This window comes from Thermocrispum municipale DSM 44069 (genome assembly GCF_000427825.1).
Lineage (GTDB): Bacteria > Actinomycetota > Actinomycetes > Mycobacteriales > Pseudonocardiaceae > Thermocrispum > Thermocrispum municipale.
In genome coordinates, this window is record NZ_ATYT01000027.1 from 1 (window position 1) to 3,750 (window position 3,750).

At 59.6% G+C, this 3,750-nt stretch carries 3 protein-coding genes; all 3 read right to left on the reverse strand.

Annotation, left to right across the window (positions count from 1 at the left end; translation table 11 throughout):
- Nucleotides 1-642: 642 nt before the first annotated feature.
- The 3 genes from YWM_RS25790 to YWM_RS25800 all read right to left on the reverse strand — a co-directional run bounded on the left by YWM_RS25790 (nt 643) and on the right by YWM_RS25800 (nt 3,112).
- Nucleotides 643-1,068: a very short patch repair endonuclease gene (locus YWM_RS25790; protein ID WP_281168824.1), complete on the reverse strand. Its 426-nt coding sequence runs from the start codon at nt 1,066-1,068 to the stop codon at nt 643-645.
- A gap of 81 nt (nt 1,069-1,149) precedes the next feature.
- Nucleotides 1,150-1,878 (reverse strand): GIY-YIG nuclease family protein, encoded by a 729-nt coding sequence (locus YWM_RS25795; RefSeq protein WP_084612447.1) that lies wholly within the window; start codon nt 1,876-1,878, stop codon nt 1,150-1,152.
- Nucleotides 1,879-1,942: 64 nt separating this feature from the next.
- Nucleotides 1,943-3,112 (reverse strand): DNA cytosine methyltransferase, encoded by a 1,170-nt coding sequence (locus tag YWM_RS25800; protein ID WP_245566061.1) that lies wholly within the window; start codon nt 3,110-3,112, stop codon nt 1,943-1,945.
- Between the last annotated feature and the right edge of the window lie 638 nt (nt 3,113-3,750).

Genomic DNA, 3,750 nt, shown 5'->3' on the forward strand with positions numbered 1-3,750 from the left:
TTGATCGGCATCCCGCGCCGCACCTATACCCGCTGGATCAGCAAACAGCGCGCCGGGAACCCGCCGAAGGGCCCATGGCCGGCACCGGCGGTCGATCCTCCGGTCACAGCGACGTAGATCCGCCGACAAACCTCCCGGACCGGAATCCTGCGAAACTTTGATTAGCTACCCAGATTGTGTGTCAATTATTTTCGTGCTGTAACGTTCGCCGTCCCGCTTACGACTGCACGTTACAGACCGGCATGGCCAATAACACAGGGAGAAACCGAAGTGGCGCAGTTTCGGCTTGAGTTGTCAGAGGACGAGCTTCCCGGCCCTGGGGAAGTTGCACAGCTGGAGCAGAATGGATTTGTGGTGCTGATTGAAAATGTTAATCCGCCAAGCCAGGCGCTGGATGCAGATCAGGCGCCGCCAACGCCGGGGGACATCATTAAGTATGTGCCGGTCGCCATCACTGCGCCTACATCCGTCGTGCGCCATGCAGCTGCTGTTTACCAGCGGAACGCTAGAACGCGGGTTGCTCGATGGACACTGTGCGACCGCTCAAGGACCCGCGAAGTTGCAAGACGGTTAGACGCGGAACCGCTCACGAATGTGACCTGCGCACAATGCCGACGAGCACTTGCCGCCGAAGGGCTTCTGTCAAATTAATCGGCGTTGCCTTACTAGACGCTCGATCATTTGACTTGCGGCATCCATGTCTTCATGCTCCCAGACGACCACTAAAACCCATCCCGCGGCTTGCAACCGTTCTTCCGTATCAGCGTCGCGGCGACGGTTGCGCGAAATCTTATCTGACCAGTACTGAGCATTATTGGTCGGAAGTCTGCAGTGGGCGGGACACCCATGCCAGAAGCATCCCCGCATTTCAACTGCAACCTTGCTTGGACGAAAGACCACATCGAGCTTCCTGCGGATGCCGGGAATTGGTGAGGTGCAGACTCGATACCGCAGCCCTCTAGCATGCAGCGCTCTACGCAGCCGCAACTCAGGTTCAGTGTCACGACTGCGATTAGCCTGCATCGCCTTCCGCGTGGCAGGCGTTGATGCCCAGGAAGGACCATTCACGGCGTCACCTCGTGGACGATGATAGCCGCCTGACTGCGAGGGCGATGCACGGGAAGCGAACCCTGAAGACGGACGAGTCGACTACGGCCCAATATCGGTGCCAGGAGCATCAGTCGGGCCGGCAGGGTCAGAATGTTCATACATGACTGAGCCGACAAGTCCCTCGATATCAATTGCCGAGGGATCTGGCTCCGGCCTGCCTTCGACATATGCCAAACGCACCGCCGCAAGGTAGGCGAGCCTGACGGCTTGAATTACTAGGACACGTCGTAGCCCGTCAGAAACTTCACCTCTTTCGTGCGCTACGGCGGATAGTCGCGAGATCGTTTCGGCGCGACGCGCTATCCTGACGTCTGGATGTCCCCGGTCGTGTCTGGTTTCTTCGGTTATCAGTTTGAAACGTCTCGAGGGAGGAAGCTCGACGGGCGGTGAGACTGGGGGAATTTTTTCGTTGAGGATCGCTTTGAAACGACTTTCCCGAATCGCCTGCAGGTACGCGCTATACTCGACTGCATTAAGATGGTTTTGAGCTGCAGCAAATGCTTCCTTGGTTTTACTTGACACTCCTTCATATTGCCAGAGCGGCCACAGTTGCAATTCCGCCACTTCGAAAATATCAAGGATTCGCATCGCCACCGCGTCGGTCCGCTGATTTGTTAGATGACGACGGACTCGGACACGGAGCTGCTCATTAGTCTGTCCTACATAAATCGGCTCACCATCATAATCATAGAACGCGTAGCAACCCCACTTCGCGTCAGCCCACCGCCGCCCCTTGTCATCAGTCTCTGCTAGTGCATCTTCCAGCATTCTCCGAAAACCGCGCACAGCAGGAGCGGGCAGGCTGTTTCGGGCAGGCTTTCTACGCTGTTGATCAGCCACTTACAACCGCCAGTTCCGCGGGGCTGCCCGGCCCCATCTCGCCTCGAACTAGTGGCATCAGGTAATTTTCGGATAGCCACCGAACAACCGGCACGCATACAGCATCGCCAAAGCCAAACAGAGCTTGGTTATTCCGGAGACCGCTCAGCTGGTAGTCGCCAGCTCCCATAAGCCTCGCGTACTCGCGGGGTGTCATCCATCGCACCCGAACAGTCCCGCGGCCAGCTTGCACGACTGCCTGCTTGGAGGAACCTCCGCGAGCGGTCCGCAGACAACCCGAAATGTCGTCCGGGCGGACCTCCCAGACCGGTTTCCCATTCCTAGTGCGCCGGTACGCTGTCCTGTACACCAAACTCTTACTTGCCGAGAACTGCTTGAGTCGCTCACGTTGAATTGGCGAAAGTGACTCAATGAAGGCTTCAGTGCGTTTTTGATCCCACCAACGCTCGTCATCAGGTGACATCCGCTCGATTACAGTCGATAACCCCTTGGTCAATGGCGGCGGAGGAGTCGGAAGCGCCGCCCTATGGGTTCGCAGCGTAGGGTCACCAAAAGGGGCTTGAAGCCAATCCGGTCGAATCTCATTGTTAGGTTCCGGCTCATCTGCCGGCGGGGCTTGCGCCCCAACAATGAATAGTCTTGGGCGAGACTGCGGCACGAAACGCCTAGCGTCGAGCGTGAGGATATCTGCCGAGTATCCGAGACGATTGAGTTCGCGCACTGCGGCAGCGAGGTCTTCGCCGCCATGGCTCGTCGCCAAACCCACTACGTTTTCCAGAGCGACAACTTCCGGCCTGTCTTCGCCCATCTCGTCGAGAATTCGAGTAAAATGCCAGAAGGTTGACGAGTGCGAGCCTGCGAGTCCGCGACGCCATCCAGCCAGGGACAGATCCACACACGGGAACGAGGCCCACGCGAGGCTCAAATTCGAGGGCAGGTCGTTAGCCGAGATGTCCGCGATGTCCCCAAGGACGTACTTGTGATGTTCTGAGTCCGCGAAGTGCCCCTCGTACATCGCCTGCTTGGCGGGTTCGATGTCATTTGACCAAACAACATCGAACCCAGCTGGCTCGAGACCTAGCCTCACGAGGCCGATGCCAGCGAAGAACTCGGCTGCTGCTGGCGCTTCTGGCAGTCCGGGCAGTGACACGATCTTGGACACGGCTCCACCCTAGTCAACTGCCCATCACCCTAGTCAACTGCCCATCCCGATCGTGGGACGGGGGCAGGAGGTGCCGATCGTGTCGCTGGCTCGGTTCCCGGGACCAACCTGACACAGCGACGTGGAAGCTCACACAGCCTGTCGCAAGCAGGGCTGATGGCGTGTGGCCGACAGCTGTATGCCCTGGGCAAGCCAACGGTTACGCTTGGTGGTCATCCCGTCGCCTGATGGCGTCTCGATCACGCCGTGTTGGGGCCGCAACCTCCGTGCCTGACCGCCGGACGAACTTGCCAACCTTGCGGCCCCGACGCGGCGTGATAGCCATCAGATCAGGCGACGGGATGACCACCAAGCACCCACCCTGCCAGCGCAACCCGGCCTACGGTCCTTGGTCATCCCGGAGCCTGCCTGCCCGGCGAGGGCATCTTTGTTCTTCGCGTTGCGGCGGCTGTGGGGCCGCCCGGCCTCCGTCGAACCGCCACGCGGGACCGGCGCCAGCCGCACGCCCGCGTCTGGCGGTTCGACAGGATGAGGGCCGGATCAGCGGCCCCGCAGGGGCCGCCTTGAACAAGTAGAGAAAGTTTGAACACGCAGACCGGGGCTGCGAGCGGGGGTCGGGGGTGTGATGGCTGTGGCCC